Source organism: Legionella sp. PATHC032, assembly GCF_026191185.1.
Classification (GTDB): Bacteria; Pseudomonadota; Gammaproteobacteria; order Legionellales; family Legionellaceae; genus Legionella.
Map to the genome: position 1 here is coordinate 77,359 of NZ_JAPHOV010000001.1, position 18,158 is coordinate 95,516.

Below are 18,158 nucleotides of genomic sequence, written 5' to 3' on the forward strand. Positions count from 1 at the left end.
TTGATATGATAAGCCAACAAGAATATAAGGCGAGAAGAAAAAAATTAGCTGCGCAATTGCCTGATGATAGTGTTGCTGTAATACCCGCAGCACACGAAGTGCTGCGCAGTGGAGATACTCATTATCGATTTCGACAGGACAGTGATTTTTATTATTTAACAGGATTTAATGAGCCTGATGCTTTGTTGGTTATTATTGCGGGAAAAGATAGCCAAAGTATTTTGTTTAATCGCCCAAGAAATCCTGCGGAAGAACAATGGACAGGTAAACGATTAGGTCAGGATGGCGCTTTGCGAGAACTTGGAGTGCAGGCGGCATACCCACTAAGCAGTATTACAGAAGAGCTTCCTAAACTATTCAGCGGGAAATCTGCCATATACTATAACCTCAGTCGTAATTTATCATTGGAAAAAAAAATCAGGTATGTTTTATCATCACTAAAAGCTCAGGTGAGAAGGGGCATTAAGGCGCCTGAGTCTTTGTGCGATCTCGAACCTATTCTAAGCGAAATGCGATTGATTAAAAGTGAGGCGGAATTAGAGTTAATGAGACAGGCAGCCAGTATTTCCGTTGCTGCTCATAAACGAGCGATGCAAGTTTGTCAGAAAATGGAGTATGAGTATCAACTGGAGGCAGAATTAATTTATGAGTTTAGCCGTCATGGATGTCGTAGTGTAGCTTATGACCCTATCGTGGGTGGTGGCGCCAATGCCTGCATTCTTCATTATACAGAAAATAACAAACCTTTGCGCCGCGGTGATTTGGTGCTTATTGATGCAGGGGGTGAATACGGTAGTTATGCCGCGGACATTACCAGAACTTTCCCGGTAAGCGGTACTTTTAGCCCTGAGCAGAAAATCATTTATGAATTGGTATTGAAAGCACAAAAGGCTGGCATAGCAGCGATTAAACCGGGCCTTCCCTGGAATCACATTCAACAGACTATTATCAGAATTCTTACTGAGGGACTCTGTGATATAGGAATTTTGAAGGGAGATTTGGAGGATCTCATTAAAAATGAAGCATATAAACCATTTTATATGCATAATTCAGGGCATTGGTTAGGATTGGATGTGCATGATGTCGGGCGATATAAAATCAATAATGAATGGCGCCCTTTAGAGGCCGGGATGGTATTAACAGTAGAACCAGGACTGTATATCAGCGCAGGGATGGAGGGTGTTGATAAACGATGGTGGGATATTGGTGTGCGTATAGAAGATGATATTCTGGTAAGCAGGAGCGGATGTGAGGTATTGACGGGTGCCTTGCCTGTTAATGTAGATGATATTGAGGCGTTGATGCGTGGCGAATAAAGAGACTGATATACTGATTATTGGCGGTGGTTTGACTGGTGCAAGCTTATCCCTGGCTCTGCAGGGTTTGGGTTTCACTGTTACCTTAGTGGAATCCAGGCCATACAGTGACAAGGTAAATCCTGATTTTGATGCTCGCTCATTGGCGTTATCACCTGCAAGTCAACGTATATTGGCGATGTTGGGAGTTTGGGAGAGCCTAAAAGAATATACAACACCAATTCATATGATTCATGTTTCTGATCAGCATCGCTTTGGAGTTTCTCGTTTGCATGGCGAGAAAAATAGCCCTTTGGGCTATGTAGTAGAAATGCAATACATTAATAGGGCTTTGAGTATTCTAATCAATAAAGAGCACTTGCTGGCTCCAGCTGCTTTAAAAGCTATCGATTTTAACAATTCTATTGCCACTGTCACTAATGGCCCCGATATAATATCCATCCGGGCTCAATTAATTGTCGCAGCTGATGGGACGGAATCGATGACACGCCACCTTTGTAATCTACCAGTCAAAATAAAAGATTATGATCAAGAGGCTATTGTCGCCAATGTAGGTCTGGTAAAACCGCATGGTAATCGTGCTTTTGAGCGGTTTACACCTAATGGCCCTCTTGCATTATTGCCTATGATGGATGACAAAATGTCACTGGTGTGGGCATCAAAGCCTGAAGAGACAAAACGCTTAGTGATGTTGAATGATGATGATTTTTTGCGCGAGCTGCAAACTGCCTTTGGGTATAGGTTAGGGCGATTTGGTAAAGTAGGAAAGCGATACTCCTATCCCCTGAAACAAGTTTTAATGCCCCAGCAAACCAAATGGCCTGTTGTCTTTGTTGGTAATGCTGCTCACACGTTGCATCCTGTTGCAGGTCAGGGGTTTAACTTGGGTTTAAGAGATATTGCGACCTTGGCGCAATGCATTAGCCAAAAGGGATTAAATCCACAGATGTTGGGGCATTATTTGAAATTACGAGCACATGATCAGCAAATGATCACTTGGCTAACAGACGGTTTGATACATCTATTTACCAGTCGTTTACCCGGTATGGGTGTAGCGCGTAACCTTGGATTGCTGGCACTGGATAATATACCGGCATTAAAAAATTTATTAGCACGATACGCCCGTGGTTTTGGCGGAATGACTCCTGATTTGGTTTGTGAAATTGCATTGAGTGCAGGGGGGGAACTTCAATGAGCCAGCATTTTGATGTACTTGTCATTGGAGGTGGAATTGTTGGCTTGACTGCAGCCTTAGCTATGGCCCAACGTCATTATACTGTTGCTGTTATCGATGCCGGGACATTGACGGTCAATACAGACAAGAGTGATTTGCGTGTTTATGCCATCAATAAAGCATCAAAATTGTTATTAAGTGAATTAGGCGTGTGGCAACACCTGGATGATGCTCGAGTCGCTCCTTATAATAAAATGCATGTTTGGGATGGTGTGAGTGGAGCTTATATTGACTTTGATTCTCGCAGTATTGCTGAACCAAATTTAGGGGCAATTATTGAAGAATCAATCTTAAAACAAGCTCTATTTCGTCAAATATCATTAGAATCCAAAATTAGTTTATTTCCTCAAAGTGTAATAGACGAGGTGTGCAATTTAGAGCAGAATATCAAGATCTCTGGCCAAAATACTACCTGGGAAGGACAGTTATTGATGATAGCTGATGGCGCTAACTCCCCTATACGTCATAAGCTTAAGGTGGATTTAACCAGTTGGTCGTATGAGCAACAAGCGTTGGTTGCGACAGTAAATAGTGAAAAATCGCATCGGAATACGGCTTTTCAAGTATTTAATCCTGATGGTCCTTTGGCTTTTTTACCATTATCCAATCCCAATCAATGTTCGATCGTTTGGTCAACTCATCCTGATAATGCGATGCGATTGAAATTACTTGATGATAATGAATTTAACGGGGAATTGACTAAGGCATTTGGAAGCCAGCTAGGGCAAATAAAGGTGGTAAGCAGCCGCCATCAATTTCCTTTACAAATGAGGCATGTCAAGCAATATGTAGGACATCGCTGGTTACTACTTGGTGATGCAGCCCACACTATTCATCCATTAGCCGGTCTTGGGTTAAATGTTGGTCTGGCCGATGTGAAAAGCTGGATAAACTGTCTGGAAATGGGTAGAAGGGAATTGACATCAAATAAAATCTTGAGGGCATACCAAAGGGAACGGAAGTATTCTGTGTGGCAAATTATTTTACTTATGGAGGGATTTAAAAGATTATTTGGAACCGCCGCCTCTCCCGTTACCTCATTACGCAGCCTCGGATTGCGGGCATGCAATGAATTTATCCCGATTAAACGATTATTTATGCGCCAGGCTAGTGGTTTATAAGTAATTTTTCGCCAAAGTAAGACTTTTTTTCAGAAAAGATATATTGCTTAATTTTTAGTTAATAATTCTTATGTATAATTTTTTCGCTAACCTAAAAAACTCTCCGAGGTTTTTAAATCACTTATTCTTATTTCTGAAGTTTTTTAGGTTGCCTATCATTCCTCAGAGGTTAAGCAATGAACAGATTAAAATTTTTTTCCAAATTTCACAATGCGTTACTTAATTTTGAATCCAGTATTTCTAATTTAGGCGATCCTCTGGTTGGATTTAAAATCAAGGAATTACAGACTAAAAAAATATTGGTTCGGGCTGATGGACGTAGTTTAGATCATTTACACAAATTAGGTGGTTTGCCACAACGCGTTGAAAGCGAGAAGCTGGAAAAGGTTCGTATTACCGATGTAGAAAGATACCAGAAATTTAATCTGAATCCATTTGGATGGGGTGCCTGTGCTTCTACAGAGGATTTACGAAAATTCCTGGAAACCTATCCCGAATTAACCAAACAAGCATGGGTTCATAAATTTTATGGAAGTTCAACTTCACTTCTTACTCTAAAGTCTGAAGTAGGAATAGGATGTGGTGAGCATGACGGGGAAAGAGAAGAACTCGTTGTCGATAGTGTCTCATTTGGACAAATAATTGCATCTACTTGCCCAAAATACAGGGAAAAATACCTTGATGGGGGAGTGGTTCCCAATGCTATGAAGGATTTTAACTCCAAGGTCCCAGAAACCATGAAACTCGGCGATTTCAGTTCGGAAAAAAGCACTTTGGAATGGTTATTGATAAATGATTGTGAGGAAGAGTTTGCCAAGCTTTGCAAAGAAGTATACGGAGATACCCCTCTTAAAATTTTGCTGAGGCGATTTGACGGAGATAAATATCTTGCAGACGCTGTTACATATTATGTAAAGGAATCTTCATTATCCCCTAGGGTTTAATGCTTGATGAGGATTGTGGCATAGATTTGACTGTCAATTCAACGTCATGATCCTTATTTATTTGTGCTTCAACATGGTGAGATGGATCTAAAATAAGCGGATTCATATGATGTACCTGGTCAAAGCGGATAGAACTGTTATTCCCAATCATGGATTCAACACTACCATATCCCCACTCATTTCCGGTTAGAGCAAACGCATCTGAAGGGTTAATAGCGGCAGGCAGATATTTTTCAATTTCTTCTTCACGAAACTCCAGAACATCTCGGGTGCTTTGATACACTTTGGTAGAACCATCATAGTCTTCAAAAATTGAATCAAACTGTTCTTGCTGAATTTCATTAAAAATGGGAAATTCAATTTTTGCAATCCATGGAAATTTATGATCACTTAACAGTTTTTTATAAGCACGTAAATAATAGGGAAAAATGATATGTTGTATATCATAACCGCAATCAATTTTTGCAAAAAAACCCATTCCAACCCCAGTGGCTTTCAGCAAGGCCGCTTTTCCAGTTTCTTTTGCTGTTTGATTTACTGATGCCAGCAGTAATGAAACGTCTTCCAGTTGATAGCGAAAATAGGCTTCAGATAGGAATATAATAGCGTTGGATTTGCTAAAACTGGGATAAAATCCACCTGAAGAAAACCTTGCCAGATAAGGAAAACCCAAACGAATGCGGGCCATCACCTTGTTAGTATCATATTCACCTAACTCCTTTTTAGCCACATCAAATTGAATAGGTAAACCATCATGCAAATGGCTAAAGAGAGGCGAATCAATTATCTTTTGTACGGGATCTAATAGAAATAAACGATAATGGAGGTAATTATTTTCAAAAGAGGGGCCTGCTAAAGAAAAAATACTCACTTTTATTGGTTTTCGATAGGGTAATAATGGATTGGTTAGTGGATAACCTCCGGAGGCGGTGACCAGGCTGTGCGAAGAAACAACTTTCTTGCTGCCTGTTAACCTTTCTATGGGAGATAATAATTCAGGATGCCCTACAGGGATTTTCTCGAAATATCCTGCTTCATTCGGGAATGGTAATCCATTTTGAAAATACCCACTTTTATCTCCTGATACATCAATGGCCGCTATTTTAGTTAATGCCCCATTAATCGTTTCAGTGTCGGGAAGATATTTCTTATTAGCAAATACTCTGACGGAAGATTGCGTTTCTATCAACTCATCAATCTGAAATTTTTTATCGAGGCCACTGTTTTTTAATTGTGTTTCAAACCAAATTTTAGGGGGGCTAGCTTTTATCGGTCTTGATGCACGTGTGAAAAATGAAAAAAATTTAGACCGCATAAGAAATCTCCCTAACAAATTTAGTATGCCAGCATGTCAGCATTGTTCTGTTAATGATTTGCACTAAAGATGGACCTTAAACAAAATTTAATTCTCTCGTTTTCCTATGCAGAAAGGGAGGGAAATTCTATTAATAAAACAATTAAAACCATCTATTGTTTTATTATATTTCATTATGAGTCAAATTAAAACGTATGTTTTAAAAATTGTTAGCCGATTTATTTGCTAAATGTATGTATTTTGCAATAATGCAATTTATTGATGATTTGAATGGAGAATGCATGTTTGGAAGATTATGGTTACGTGCAGTTGGCCGTCCCTCGACTCTTGACTTGTCAACGATGGTTTTGGGTCGAATGCCTGCGGAGGCTACCTTTGAATCTGTAAAACGAGAATTTGAACAGGAACTTCGCCGAGTTGGGTTGAAGCGATTTCAAGAAAACATTCATGCTGAGCAACTGATTTTGGAGCAATTATTAAAACAGCGGGAAGAGATGACCAAAAAAATTGATGAAAAATGCTTGCTTCCTGCGCTACAGCGATCTGAAAACGGATACGATGTAACAGGATTATATTGGAGCAGGATGCAAGGGGAACTGTCAAAAATTCAGTCTAAAAAAGAACGTGTTGAGTTGGATGAAACGATCGATTGGTTATATGCTCGTCGCCGTTTTTTAAAGGAGCAGAATAATTTGTCTTTGGATAAAGAACCAGCTCACTCTGCTTCCCCCGCGCTTTAGCGTGCAAATTCTTTGCGACAAAAACTTACTTTATCTAAAGTTGACTCTTGTCCGCTCTCTTTAAAACGGGCTTCAATCGTTCTATAACGCTTAAGCCCACCCTCGCGGTTGGCTATTTGTATATTTAATCCTGGTCTGGCATTCAATTCCAGCATTAATGGACCATGTTCTTTATCAAGTACAATATCAACTCCAAGATAACCCAAACCAGTTAGCTCATAGCAACTGGAGGCTATTTCAAGAATTTGGTTCCAATAGGGTACTTCGATGCCTACAATGGGATTTAACGTGTCGGGATGGTAGTCTATGGTATCATTTTGAAACACACCACCAAGAGTTTTTCCTGTCGCAAGATCAACGCCTACACCAATTGCTCCTTGATGTAAGTTGGCTTTTCCACCGGATAAACGGGTGGGAAGTCTTACCATAGCCATTGCCGGATAACCTAGTAAAGTAATAATACGGATATCGGGTATGCCTTCATAACTGACTTCTGCAAACACGGGGTCGACGACTACTCGTTTTTCAATGATGGCATAATCTGAGGAGCCGCCAAGGCTATAAGCCCCAGATAGCAAGCAAGATAGGTGGTAACTCAGTTCCTGCACGGTAGTAAGCTTGCCATTAATTTGTCGATATCGGCCGTAAACTTTGTCCTTAAATACCAGTATTCCATCACCACCAGAGCCTCTGGCTGGTTTTACCACGAAATCATTATAACTGGCAAATCGGGTTTCTATTGATTTGATTTGCTGCTCAGTTTCAATGATGTCATATAAGGCTGGAACTGCAATTCCCGCTTTTAAGGCCAGTTTTTTGGTTTTGAGCTTGTCATCAACCAAAGGAAATAACTTTCTTGGATTGTAGCGTAATACAAAATCCGTATTCCGCTGGTTAATGCTTAAAACCCCATGATTTTTCAGGCGCCTAAACAGGTTAATCATTCTATCGCACTCGCAAGTGATTTAAAGCGTTTTAATTCGACTAAACGATAGCCACGATATTGACCAAACCATAAAATCAAGGACAAAAGTACTAATAGTAATTCGGGAAAAGCAAAGACCAAATATTGCAGGGGTTCATAACTCATTGCCCCGTATGAAATAACTGCTGCTGCAAGACTGCCAATTCCTGATTTTATTGCTTCGGAAGCTCCTCTTTCATCCCACGTGATGCACATACGTTCGATAGTCATGGTTAAGATGACCATAGGGAATAATGCGACAGACATCCCGGTATCCAAACTAAGATTTTGACATAGAACACTGATAAAGATCATTAGTAGAATTACTACAGTGAGAATGGCCGCAAGTCTTGGGACTAACAGTAGCCTTAATTGATCCAGATAAAAACGCGCTAATAGTCCGAAAGAAATAATAATGACAAATAAAGTAATACCCCACGCTACATGCGTTTCTCTAAAGGCTAGGGCAATCAAGACGGGCATAAACGTGCCAAAAGTTTTAATACCTATAAAATTACGTAGTATTAAAATGATGAATGCTCCAATGGGAACAGTTAGCAAAATTTTATATATCCCTTGTACATTGACAGGGAGCTGGAGTAAGGAGAAGCGTAAGAGTTGCGAGTCCTCTAAGCCCCTTGATTTGGCTACACTTAAGGCATTAATGGGTGTTGGTGATACAGTTAATGAAAACTGAGCTCTATTACCACCAACAACATTAAATAACGGCCCATTTCCATATTGCCAAATAAGAAACTCTTTTGGCAAACCGGCACTGCCAGTTTTGGGGTTAATGTAAATCCAGTGTTTTCCGTTAAAAACGGCGAGCAAGGATTTCAAATCAGCCTTTTTTTGCTGGTTTAGATAAATCCCCTGGACTGTAATGGCCGGAATCTTTGATTGATTGAGAATCAAAATGGTAGCATTGATAATATTGTCATCATTGAATTCGTTCCCAATCAAAAGCTTCGCATTACCATCTCTTTTGTTTAACTCTTTAATAGTGCTTTGGGCAAATGTTTGAATGTCTGCTGATGTTGATCTCACTTGATTGGTAATCGTTTCAACAGCCGATTTTTGACTGTCATTCAGAGGCTGTGATTTGATTACTGAAGGTTTTGGCAAAGAGGACTCATCACTGTCCGTTTGACGAAAGATTGCTCTATAATAAAGTGATTGAGAACCATTGCCACGCCTTATAGACCATACGGTTTCTCTATTGGAACCATTTAAATTGGTTGTGACACCATAATTTCTGGATACAAAATATTCATCGAGTATGGCAAAATTGGGGGGCAGATAAGGGATATTAAAACTCGCCTTTATCGGTGTATTTCTATCGGCGGTAAAACGAAGGTTGGATTCAACCATCCAGCTGTTGATCGTTTCAGTATCGGTCAGAGGGACATCCAGAACAATATGTCTATATAAAAAAATACCTGATCCTAAAAGCATTAGAGTGAGGATCAAACCATAAACATGACGTTTGTTATTTTTCATTGTTCACTGGGCTCTTGGATTTAGTTGTGAAAGTAAGGGCAGGGTCAACGGCCCCATGAAAATCAATAATGGCATCTCTTCCCAACAATAAAGGGTAGAGGAATCGTTTCCTGTTGGTTAAGTTAACTTTAATTGTTCTGACTTTATCGCCAAGTTTGATATTAAGTAAGACTACCGGTCGCCTGATGGGTGTTGTTCTTAATAATCCGGGGTTAGCTTCGCTCGACCTTACTTTAATCTTTACTTTACCGACATACTCTCCTTCAAACGAGTAATCACCGGTTTTAGTTGGAACGGTAAAACGTAAATAAGGGATGCCCTTTTTTTCAATTTCTGTGATATTCACAGCATGTAATGATGCTGATTTAGCGCCTGTATCAAGCTTTGCAGATAAAGTGAGGTTTTGATCGATTAATGTGGCTTTCTCTACGTAGCCATAGATTTGAGCTTCACTGTTTGCCATAAGAGATCCTGTCAGTAGTGACATCAACATAAAGAGAACAAATTTTGATCTCATTTAATCCTCATACTGGGTTTTATTTTGGTGCAATATCGTAGCAGGTTTAAGGCATAAGTCACAGTCTGAGAGAGAATTTAATACAATTTTTTTTATTTTTTTTAATAATTTTGGTAATTGGATGTGTTATGATGAAGGGTTTGAGGTTATTGTTGTATTTTTTTAATTCAGGATGAAAGCTTAATTGACATCGAGTCCAATTATGCATACAATAGCGCCCAATCTTAGCTGATAGCCCCATACCTATACATGCCTCATGCGAGTGATGAAAATCAGGCTTCCAAGCCTACTGATTTAGTCTTCATTTTAGCAATTGCTGGTCGTATTGACGCGCAAAGTCGAATTCTCGCTCAAAAACTTGATAAAAGTCGCAGTGTATATTATGCCTACGCTGTTATGGATTCTCTAAGTTCTTCATACAGCATGTTCAAATATTTTTTTGATCTGTTTGCTTCCCCTAATGATAACGATGCAATGCATGAATTCTTAAATTCTCCAACCGGCCTTATTACTATTGCAGTTGAGTCAATATTTTTAGTTACCTTTTCATTTTTAGCCTGCCAATTTGAGAATGAAAAGGAAGATTCCTATAAAAAATTCATTGCTAGCGCCTGGCCCTATTTTCGTGATGTCATGAAGGGCTTGAAAAATGCTTACAAAGGCTGGAGAAGTGCTGTTGTTGCGTTCAGTTTAATTGGAGGCGTGGATGCAAAATTTCTTATTCTTCCAATGGGAGTGATTTTAGGGGTAATTGCTGCAGCCAACAGGTTTTGGATACGCAGCATGCTGGAAGATCGTAAAACAATGATGAGTGCGAATATAGCGCTGCTTATGGAGATAAAAAAATTAATTTCTTTATCTCATGAGGAAAGCTTCTCCTATTTAAGAAGAATCAAATATCAGACTATGCAAACTCGTAATTTTGCATTCTGGGCTGTTGCTGCAGGCGGACTTCTTGATGGTTTATATCTCTACGTTGGTGTATTGGGCCTGGCTGTATTGTCACCACAACTGCTTATGGCAATGGCTCTTATTTGTGCCTTTTATACGGTGGCTTGCGTCATTACACGCATTTATGAGGAATATGATTTCCAGTTGAGATTATTAGTCACCCAAACCAAATGCCAATTGGCTTTAATTACTAAAGAACTGGAAACTAATTACGCCAAATTACTCTTATTGCAAGATAAAAAGGATCTAGACAAAGTTGATCAGGAAGAGCTCAATCGACTAAAAAGATTAGTCCATAATTTAATAACCCGGTTTGACGATAGTCGCAAGTTATTATCTCAACAATCAAACCGCACTTATTTATCTTCTGCTTTATTGGGGATGAAAAATGGATTATACGCTTATGGTGCCTTGGCAAGTGTTTTGTTTTTAGTGGGTTCTATTTTAGTAATGGCAGGTGTTTCTTTTCCTCCTGCTTTGCTTGTGGCCAGTATTATTTTAGGCCTGGTGTTAGTTTTTAGTTTCACCATTCATTCTTTAGTGACTAATTATTGGCATCAGAAGAAGCTGGAAACTCAAAAGGAACGTCCATATGAGCGATTGATCGAATGGAAAAATAGTCTTAATGATGAACTGAATAAGACTGAATTGTTGGAGCCTGAAGAGTTTCATGCATTACTAAATGATGGATTATCTTTAGATCCTTCACCACAATTTTTCTTTCAAGAATGGTTTGAGGTTTTGCGTTCCTTATTTTCCGGATTCGGTAAGGGGCAAAAATTTGTTGATTTTGCCGGCAATTCATTACAGGAAATGGGTGAAGATGGTCATTATCGTGATACTCCTGTTATGTATGTGTTATCAGTCTTTAGTGCTTTATTGTTTGGGGTGACCCTGGCTTTAAGAGCTTTAGCCAAAGGATTGGGGCGAACCCCCTTAGCCCAGCAGGCCAAGCTGACGGAGGACGGCAAAGAAACTCCGGTTAATCTTGAGATAACGAAGAAAGTAATACAGAAAACCGAGGAGCCAAGGGAATCAATCCAATCTGAAAAGTCCCGGACTGATTCCCCAGCGCGTGCGGATTCTCTATCTTTATTCGGTATATTTGAAACCAAAACTAAAAAAAACCAGCCTAATTCTCCTTCAATTCCTCATTCCAAAAGCGAGTCAGCATTAAATCAATTAATACCTAGTCAGAGCAGTACAATTCTGGGTTTAGCTTAGGATCGTTATACATCTTAAATTGATGGTAGACTCTGAACGTGCGCGTTTTAGCCCGTACCTCATCAAGTAATTCATCAAGACACAAAGCCAATTGACTTAACTGCTGTTGTATGATTTCCAGTTTTTGTGCGCAGGCTATTCTATGTTCTTCGCTCACATCCTGGCGTTTTGTTTGCAAGTCCATATGATAGGATTTCAGTGATAAAATAGATAATCTGTCAATAATCATCCCAGGCGACTCGGAATTGACAGGGCAATTGGTATGGCTTTCGGGTTGTAATTTTTTATAAAGCCATTCATCCATTGCTTCCATGCGGTTATTTCTTTGCTGATTGTAGGCATCTATTTCTCTTTTGGCTTGGTAAACAAATTCGAAGCCCATATCATCTCGACGCGCCTTGTCTTCTGCATGCCATAATTGGAAATTAAAAGCATGATTTTCTTCTACGAGTTGAAGAAATTGTTTGTGTTGATACGCTATGCCATTGGCTTTCCAATGTATGATGCTCATTTTATGAAGTTTGATGATGGTTGATGGATCAAAATTTTCTTGCATATCATATCCTGCGGATTAATTTGGAATGTACCTTAAGGTGAGTTTCGTTTTAGAAAATAAGCTTATTTTCATAATTTGAACTCGACTTTTTGAACGATATCTCATATAAAAAATCGACATTTATATGAGAAATTTTTTCAATTACCATTAGTTTAACCCGAATCCAGGAGTTGGATCCAGTTTCAGTCATTTTTGAAATGGCTGTTCAATTATCCAGGATAAAACCCTAATTACTAAAATAGGTATTATAGATTTCCAAATAAGTCCCGTCTTTTTCTATTTGCAATAAAGCCTGATTGATTTTCATAATGAGAGGTGCTTTATTTTTGAGGGCTAATATTCCATAGCCATTACCTATAGGAATTGGATCTCCTACTAATTTTAACTCGGTCAAGGAGTTGCTCATCGCATATTTGGCTGCATTCGAATTAAGTACTACTCCCTCGATTTGCTTATTTGACAATGCAATAGCCATATCAGGGAGTTTGGAAAATTGTACCAGGTCAAAATAATCCTGAAAATGTTCTGCAAGGAGGCTACCATACAAGGTGTATTTTAAAGTGCCGACTTTTTTACCTTTCAGATCTGCTAAACTATTGATGTCATTGTTAGCTTTCAGGGTTATCACCTGTGCATTGCTCGGTAAGTAGGGAAGACTGAATATATAATTGGTGTCAACGGTGGGTACGATTGGAGTAGGTGCCAGCATAATATCAAGCTTCCCTTGGTTAAGATTGGTATATAGCTGTTGAATATTCATGCCCTTGTATTGGCATTCCATTTCAATGATCTTGCAAATGGAATTCATCAAATCGATGTTGAATCCAAAATAGATCTCTCCTCCTCCTCCTCCAGATCTTGATACAAATGGGGGCGCAAACTCCGGAACACCAATAAGAAGTGGTTTTCCAAAGGCGTAAAAATTTAAAAAGATCAAAAGAATGAACATGAATCGTTTCATGTTTTAAGTCCATTTAGGATGTACTTAAAATTTAGGAGTAGCAATCGATTTTGTCAAATTAAAATCAATATGTATTTTAATTGATATTTTATTTGTTTTTTGTAAGCCAACGATCCAGGGCATTGGCAAAATTTGTTTTTTCTTTCGCACTTAACGCAGAGGGGCCTCCTGTGCGCTCTCCGGCTGAACGCAATTGTTCATTAATATCTCTAAGAGTGAGGCGCTGTTTGATATTATTGGCTGTAAATAATTCTCCTCTTGGACTCATTGCTAACCCTTCCTTAACTATTACTTCTGCAGCCAAAGGGATATCTGCTGTGATCACCAAATCTTTAGCTTTCATATGGCTCGTAATATAATGATCTGCGCGGTCATAGCCTTTTTCTACAAGAACAGAACGAATAAACGGTGAGTTTGGATAAACAAGGTAGCAATTAGCTACCAGGATAAGGTTGGTATTGGTTCGTATGGCAGCACGAAAGAGGACATCTTTTATCATTTTCGGGCAAGCGTCGGCATCAACCCAGATCGTCATTTGGTATCCTAAAGTTTTCAAATCAATAGTTTAAGGGTATAGTAAAACCATTATCCTTTTAAATCCCTATTGGAGAAAGGATTATTTTAGGATGTTAGGGAAGTGTCGTAATGAAGCGGTTAATAAATACAATAAAAGGACAAATTCAACAGATTCCCATTCCCAACTTGAAACATTTGTTGTTAAGTCACTTTAAAGAAGATGCTCACGATTTAGCAGAACTCTTTTGTCAACAAATCCCGACTCAGAAAAACCAATTGCCGTTTACTAACTCTGTTCCATTTGGTTTGCCTGCTTCGTTATCTGTACTCGCAATCGTTTTGACTTATGTCCCTAACTTGCTCCACCGAGAGTTATCAGAGCAGTTGCCTACAGTATTAGATTCAATAAGAGAGACTGAAACCATCGTTGATAATCAATTAGCAGAGAGATGCACGGAGCAATTGAATAATTATAGTGATGCAAAACCGATCATTATCGCGTTGAAAGAAAGAGGAGCCAAGGATTTAATTCAGATCTTGGAGCAAGCCGATGAGCGTAGTTTGTTGGCCTTTTCTTATCTGGCTAAAGACACCGATTTAAATGTTTTAATTGAAACCTTTTTAGTTAAAAACAATCAGGATTTGGATTTAGTTAACAGAAACCATTTGGTTCAATTTTTGCGTCAACCTGATTTGGCAGGATGGTTAACCCGTTTTCTTGATTCATTAATCGGTGAATCGGTCAATGCGCTCTCAATTCGATTGTTGTTGACTTTGACCGCACCTGTGAAAGCGATTGACAGATTAAAGGGAGCTAGAGCCAGCCTTGCTCAGTATCCTTTTTCAATAGATTTGCAAGCCATGCAGGCTGTGTTTAATTTTTATCAGTATGAATTAAAAAGAGATTTATTTTCTCCTGAAAGTCATTTAGTCGTGCAGCTCTTGTATGATTTATTAAAAAATTCCGAATTAGACAAACAACAAGAGTTTTTTCAGGGGTTAAGTCAGGAAACTGTGCTTTTGATCGTTGAGTATTGTATAGCGGAATATAACAAAACGACTGGAGAAGAGAAACAGAACTGTAAAAACTTGCTTACCAAACTATGTTCTGCGTTTTCTGGTTCAAGCCAGGATTTTTTGGGGAAAATAAGGGCGAGAATTAATCAGCTTGATCCTTATCTCTTTGAGACCCCTCAGTTATATCAACTGGCATCCGATTTAATAACTCAATTATGTAATTCAGGAACGGAGCTGTTATCCAGTTCGCCAATCGGTTTATTGTTATCCAAGCCACAATTTGTTGGAGTTTGTACGCCTAAGGTTTTAAAACAATTAATTGAAAGGTATGGCTTGTATACCTTAACGTTGAATCAGATGGACTACAGGAAAGACCTGTGTTTTAAAGAACATGCTCCGTACTTTGATGAAATCAATGAGCATATGGCTCAGATTGAGCGTAATCTTCTTATTCATCCAGAAGCTCGGTCTTTTTGGCTGGATAAAAAATACAGCTTATTGCAGTTTAGAGTTGAGACCAGTAAAAGTGCTTTGCTTCATCAAATGGAGTGTTTACTGGAGGCGAACAAGGTAGGAGATGAGGTAAATAATAAGGGATTAGATGTGTTATGTCATTATTACATCTTGAATTATCCTAATTTACGTTCGGATTTATTCCTTAAAGTGATAAATCATATTTATTCTCGGTTTTTTAGTAAGGGTAATAACAAAACCGAAGCTCGGATCGAGTTACTTCACTGGTTAAAACAAGATTTTCTTCTAATTGATAAGTTGCCCAAAGAGTTAGACAGAAAAAAAGAAATTTTTTTATATAACTCTGCCGGGAAGAAGATTGGATTTCTAAATGAATCTAATGTTGCAATGACTTTTGTTAATGAGGAAATCGTATTATTAGCTCGAACGGGCGCTATGGATATCAATGAGCCCTTATATGATCAAGAGGGTTTGATTCTAGGGTATTTAACTGAAGGGAGTTGCTTAAGAAGAGAAAGTTCAATTCACAAAAATGCTGCCGCCTTGGTTTTAGGTGGTTTGCCCAAAAGTGATTTGGAAAACTCCTCTTTTGGATTGGAAGCGCTGTTACACAATGTATTATTTGAGAACTCGATAGGGGTTTTATATCAATGCGAATCCATTTGTTCTGATGCCAATAAGCGCATATGGTTGAATAATAAATTATTAAAAGAAATCCAAGAGGCTCCAGGAGAAATCCCCACATCTGTTTTGTATCCATTACTTGATCATTTTGAGGATGAAACAGTATTTGAATTATTAGGAACCATAAGGAACAAAACCAATGCGCTTGAGCTTTTTCATTATATTTTAAATCGAGACTCCAGGCGTTCTATTTTATTGAATGGTTTGTATGAGTCTGATTTTCAAAGATTTTTGGAGCATCAAGGCGCTGATATTTGTTTAGCTGATTATTTGGTTAATTATTATGATAAACCCTGGTTTTCAGAAGTCTTACTACGATTTGCTTACCATGGTAAAAAATATAAAAAGCCAGATCTGCTCAGTAGAGCCTTGACTTTCATTACTAAGGAAGTTTCTCAAGATAAGGAGCAAGAGACGATCTGTGATGCTGTACTGGATCATTTAATAAATTCTGAAGCATGTGCCGTATTAGTGTTAAGGGAGTTTCTAAGTGATAGAACTCATAACTCCATTCAGAAGGTCAATAATCCGGAAATTGGCAAAGTCAGCCAATTTTTTAATAGGCGGCATATAGTCTCCCTAATCGCACAGTTAAATAAGACTTCTTACTGGGAGCAAAATGCCCAGTATAAATTGGCATTACATATTTTGGCCAATCAACATGGACGCCTTTTTTCTGAAACTGATTTTGATCCTGGTTCTACTCAGGCCTGGCAAGGTAATGAATTAAAAGAATTGGCTTGTTTTACAAGCAGGCATTTATGCAAGAAACGTCCTTTCGATAATAAACATGATATTGGGTATCGTGTTTTAGGGGAGCTTCTTTTTAGATGCGCCAATTCAGGGATAGCGTCATTATTTTATAAGCAAAAAACGCTGAATCGCGCAATAACCCGATTGTCAATCACAGAACCCTTTTTAGTCAGGATGGTGGATAAATTATGGATGCCTAAAGGAATCAGAGAACTTTATGGAAAGTCTTTGTTTTTTAAGGGTTCCTGGTTTGATGATCCAGCTTTCTTGCAAAAGGAATTAAAAGATCATCCTCCTCTTCTGGACTGGGGTCATTTCATTAAGCAAACCTGGAATAAAAGGGATAAACAGAAGAAGTCACCCATAATATGTACTTATTTGCTAAGTTATACGGGTAAGAAAAACGTATTGTCGCGGTTATTACAGGATTATTTTAATTCTTTTCAAGGAATGCCAGATTACATCAGGCCAGTCAGTCAATTATTGAGACTTTTCCCTCAACGCGATGTGTCCGCAGTGATATACGATGTGTTGGAAGCTGAAATGATAAAAAAACCTCAATTATTAGACAGGCAAATTTTAAATGACATGGCATTTTATTATGGAAAACAGTTGACTGGGAAGGATACATGCCATCCTGTGGCAGGTATTAATTTATTAATGTATTGGGGTCAGAATAAACACTATTCTTTAGTAAGACGAGGATGTGAACTATTAGTCAGGGATTGTGAGGATAAAGGGGTAAAGAAACGACTGCTTAGCGCTGCCAAAGAAGCAGAAGTAGAACAGGATTTGAGTTCCAGTGTACAAGCATTTTATTTTGGGCTGATTAAATTTTTTAAAAGATTATGGCATTATGGTTTTAATACGGAAAACAACTCTTCGAAAATGATAAAGTTTTGTGATGATCCCACTCCTGGCCCTACTCGTAAACAAGCAGGAGCCTTCGTCAATGCACCGGCTGCAGAAAGCAGAACCAATTCACAGTCTTTAACTTTTGCTGAAAAGCGCAAGCAGTTAATCAATCTTTTAGCTACTATTAACCGTAGCCCGGCACACTTCTCACGAGTGGCAAATTATTTAGACCGTGCTCAAACATTCTTTGGAGAACAATCCAAACAGTTAGCACATTATGACAAACATGCTACATCAAGTGCAGTTGACTGTTCTAATTGATTTTAGTACAGCACTCTAAAATTCTTGCCTTTATTTTTGTAGGGCATATATTCTTGGCCCAGCATTAATGCATGGCTCTATACAAATGAATTTATAGATAACTACTCAAAAAAATAATTCTACTGATAAACACTTTCTAAAATTGTTTGACATGTTAGAATATCAAACAATTCAAAATCTTATAGTTAAATTATT

General features: G+C 38.5%; 14 protein-coding genes. 7 read left to right on the plus strand and 7 right to left on the minus strand.

Annotated features, from left to right (window positions below):
* Positions 1-5: 5 nt before the first annotated feature.
* From pepP to ceg3, 4 genes are all read left to right on the plus strand, one after another.
* A complete protein-coding gene (gene pepP, locus OQJ02_RS00365) occupies positions 6-1,316 on the plus strand; it encodes a Xaa-Pro aminopeptidase (RefSeq protein ID WP_265717372.1) in 1,311 nt (436 codons plus the stop codon).
* Positions 1,306-2,511 (plus strand): 2-octaprenyl-6-methoxyphenyl hydroxylase, encoded by a 1,206-nt coding sequence (gene ubiH, locus OQJ02_RS00370; protein ID WP_265717373.1) that lies wholly within the window; start codon positions 1,306-1,308, stop codon positions 2,509-2,511. Before pepP ends, ubiH begins: the two co-directional genes overlap by 11 nt.
* Positions 2,508-3,671: a UbiH/UbiF/VisC/COQ6 family ubiquinone biosynthesis hydroxylase gene (locus OQJ02_RS00375; protein ID WP_265717374.1), complete on the plus strand. Its 1,164-nt coding sequence runs from the start codon at positions 2,508-2,510 to the stop codon at positions 3,669-3,671. The genes ubiH and OQJ02_RS00375 overlap by 4 nt, the downstream gene beginning before the upstream one ends.
* 176 nt (positions 3,672-3,847) lie before the next feature.
* The gene (gene ceg3, locus OQJ02_RS00380) at positions 3,848-4,615 is read left to right on the plus strand and encodes a Dot/Icm T4SS effector Ceg3 (protein WP_265717375.1); all 768 of its coding nucleotides are present in this window, start codon (positions 3,848-3,850) and stop codon (positions 4,613-4,615) included.
* Here ceg3 and OQJ02_RS00385 read toward each other — a convergent pair.
* Positions 4,605-5,930 carry a lpg0081 family Dot/Icm T4SS effector gene (locus tag OQJ02_RS00385; protein WP_265717376.1) on the minus strand — a complete coding sequence of 442 codons (1,326 nt, stop codon included), beginning with the start codon at positions 5,928-5,930 and terminating at the stop codon, positions 4,605-4,607. The genes ceg3 and OQJ02_RS00385 overlap by 11 nt on opposite strands.
* Before the next feature lie 281 nt (positions 5,931-6,211).
* Between OQJ02_RS00385 and OQJ02_RS00390 the strand changes: the two genes are divergently transcribed.
* Entirely contained in the window at positions 6,212-6,670 is a 459-nt protein-coding gene (locus OQJ02_RS00390; protein WP_265717377.1) for a hypothetical protein, read from the plus strand.
* Here the strand turns inward: OQJ02_RS00390 and OQJ02_RS00395 are convergent.
* From OQJ02_RS00395 to OQJ02_RS00405, 3 genes are read right to left on the minus strand one after another with little or no spacing between them, the layout of a single operon-like run.
* Positions 6,667-7,614 (minus strand): alpha-L-glutamate ligase-like protein, encoded by a 948-nt coding sequence (locus tag OQJ02_RS00395; RefSeq protein WP_010945844.1) that lies wholly within the window; start codon positions 7,612-7,614, stop codon positions 6,667-6,669. The genes OQJ02_RS00390 and OQJ02_RS00395 overlap by 4 nt on opposite strands.
* The gene (locus OQJ02_RS00400) at positions 7,611-9,134 is read right to left on the minus strand and encodes an inactive transglutaminase family protein (protein ID WP_265717378.1); all 1,524 of its coding nucleotides are present in this window, start codon (positions 9,132-9,134) and stop codon (positions 7,611-7,613) included. Before OQJ02_RS00400 ends, OQJ02_RS00395 begins: the two co-directional genes overlap by 4 nt.
* Entirely contained in the window at positions 9,124-9,651 is a 528-nt protein-coding gene (locus tag OQJ02_RS00405; protein ID WP_265717379.1) for an ATP-dependent zinc protease, read from the minus strand. The genes OQJ02_RS00400 and OQJ02_RS00405 overlap by 11 nt, the downstream gene beginning before the upstream one ends.
* A gap of 249 nt (positions 9,652-9,900) precedes the next feature.
* On the opposite strand from OQJ02_RS00405, the gene OQJ02_RS00410 reads away from it, so the two are divergent.
* A complete protein-coding gene (locus tag OQJ02_RS00410) occupies positions 9,901-11,826 on the plus strand; it encodes a hypothetical protein (RefSeq protein WP_265717380.1) in 1,926 nt (641 codons plus the stop codon).
* On the opposite strand, the gene OQJ02_RS00415 is transcribed toward OQJ02_RS00410, so the two are convergent.
* From OQJ02_RS00415 to OQJ02_RS00425, 3 genes are all read right to left on the minus strand, one after another.
* The gene (locus tag OQJ02_RS00415) at positions 11,792-12,382 is read right to left on the minus strand and encodes a DUF4254 domain-containing protein (protein ID WP_265717381.1); all 591 of its coding nucleotides are present in this window, start codon (positions 12,380-12,382) and stop codon (positions 11,792-11,794) included. The genes OQJ02_RS00410 and OQJ02_RS00415 overlap by 35 nt on opposite strands.
* Positions 12,383-12,608: 226 nt before the next feature.
* Entirely contained in the window at positions 12,609-13,343 is a 735-nt protein-coding gene (locus OQJ02_RS00420; RefSeq protein WP_265717382.1) for a transporter substrate-binding domain-containing protein, read from the minus strand.
* A gap of 88 nt (positions 13,344-13,431) precedes the next feature.
* Positions 13,432-13,878, minus strand: a complete 447-nt coding sequence (locus OQJ02_RS00425) for a YaiI/YqxD family protein (protein ID WP_265717383.1) — start codon at positions 13,876-13,878, stop codon at positions 13,432-13,434.
* Between the two features lie 110 nt (positions 13,879-13,988).
* On the opposite strand from OQJ02_RS00425, the gene OQJ02_RS00430 reads away from it, so the two are divergent.
* Positions 13,989-17,963: a hypothetical protein gene (locus OQJ02_RS00430; RefSeq protein WP_265717384.1), complete on the plus strand. Its 3,975-nt coding sequence runs from the start codon at positions 13,989-13,991 to the stop codon at positions 17,961-17,963.
* Positions 17,964-18,158 lie beyond the last annotated feature (195 nt).